The sequence below is a fragment of the Paenarthrobacter sp. NPDC089714 genome, from assembly GCF_044748905.1.
Lineage (GTDB): Bacteria > Actinomycetota > Actinomycetes > Actinomycetales > Micrococcaceae > Arthrobacter.
The window spans coordinates 1-1,646 of record NZ_JBIVGX010000043.1 but is presented as its reverse complement, the minus strand read 5'-3'; the positions used below and the strand labels follow the sequence as shown (position 1 = coordinate 1,646).

Annotated in this window: 1 protein-coding gene; it reads right to left on the bottom strand. The window is 65.6% G+C overall.

Annotated elements, in window-relative coordinates:
- Positions 1 to 147 precede the first annotated feature (147 nt).
- Positions 148 to 1,410, bottom strand: a complete 1,263-nt coding sequence (locus ACIPY3_RS23175) for an IS110 family transposase (RefSeq protein WP_400337909.1) — start codon at positions 1,408 to 1,410, stop codon at positions 148 to 150.
- Between the last annotated feature and the right edge of the window lie 236 nt (positions 1,411 to 1,646).

Genomic DNA, 1,646 nt, shown 5'->3' with positions numbered 1-1,646 from the left:
TTGATGCTCCTATTGTTGTCAACGGCTGTTGTGCCACGCGGCCGCGCAGGTTACCGTGGCCGCCGCTCCGGCCTCAAGGGTCGCTCCTGCGATCGCTGCGCGACGGCCATGCGGCCGCCCTTGACCCCGGGGCTTGCGCGGCCATGGTCAGGCAGGCAGCACGCGGGCCAACCCGGGATCCGGTATGTGCCCGGTTGCAGGGGACTGGCAGTTGAGCCAGTTTTCGTAGCGTTGGTGGAAGTCGGTGTCGTGGGTGAGTCCGCGTTCGAGGCGGGACAGTGCGGTGGGCCAGACGTGGAGGGCGTCGGCGGCTTGCTGAAGGGTCAGCTGCTTGGTCGTGCGTACCGTCCGGAGTGTTCCGGCGTTGGGTCCTGGTTGGGGGTGGAGGAGTTGGTCGTAGATTTCGCGGGCGACGTAGCGCTTGAGACAGCGCATGATTTCCTTGGTGCTCTTGCCTTCCTGGCGTCGCCTGACCACGTAGGCCCTGGTCCTGCTGTCGTACCTCATCCGCACGAGGACCACGCGGTGGATGGCTTTATTGGCCTGCCGGTCGCCGCCGCGGCTGAGCCGGTGCCGGGAGGTCTTTCCCGATGATGCGGGGATCGGTGCGACGCCGACCAGTGCGGCGAACTTCGCTTCGGAGCTCACGCGTTCGGGGTTGTCTCCCACCGTTACGAGGAGCTGGCTGGCGACGTCGGTGCCCACGCCCTGTAGATCGCGGAGCATCGGTGCGTGGAGGGCGAGGATGGCGTCGAGTTCGGCGTCGATCAGTGCCAGTTCCTGGTGCAAGTGCCGGTAGCGGACGGCGAGGCGTTTGAGCACGGTCGCGGTGCTGTTGAGTGGATCGGAGGCCGGTCCGGCGGGCCGGGTCTTTTCCAGCGCGGCCATCAAAGCGGGACTGGTCATGGCCCGGTATCTGGCGCGGATCGTTTCCGGTGCAGTCACCAGGATCGCCTTGACCTGGGCCATCACGGCGACCCGGGCGCGCATTGCGGTGGCGCGCTCGGCGCGCAGTACCCGCAACGATTCCACGGCTCCGTCCCGGGATTTCGGGGTGGCGCCGGCGCGGCCGGACAATACCGATTCGGCAGCCTGATAGGCGTCGAGCGGGTCGGATTTTCCCTGCAGCCGGCGGGCCTGCCGGTTCGGGCGCATCACCTCTACGACGTGAATGCCCTCGCCGACGAGTACGCGTGAGAGTTCGGCACCATAGCTGCCGGTCCCTTCCACGCCCGCGGCGAGGACCGGACCGAACTCTGCGATGAACTCGATGATGCCCTGGTAGCCGGACCCCGCGGCAGGGAATTCCCTGTCGGCCAGGTGCCTGCCGGTGTCGGTGATGAGGGCGACGTGGTGGGTACCGGCGTGGGTGTCGATCCCGGCGATGACTTTCAGATGTTCCTTTGCCATGATGAAACTGCCCTGACCTTTGCATGCGATGAGAAATGGGCACGCCGGCCCGGTGGGCAGACAAGACAGTAATGGGACTCTTCCGAACAGGCTCCTATAAGGTCATGTCCACCTGGCCGCCGCGTTTACTGCGGGTCGTGTCGCGGCGGACAGATCAATGTCAAGACAAACCCCTCACAGGGCGTCAACCACACTTAGAGCCACGCCGCGACACAACCAATTCCATCATTACTGTC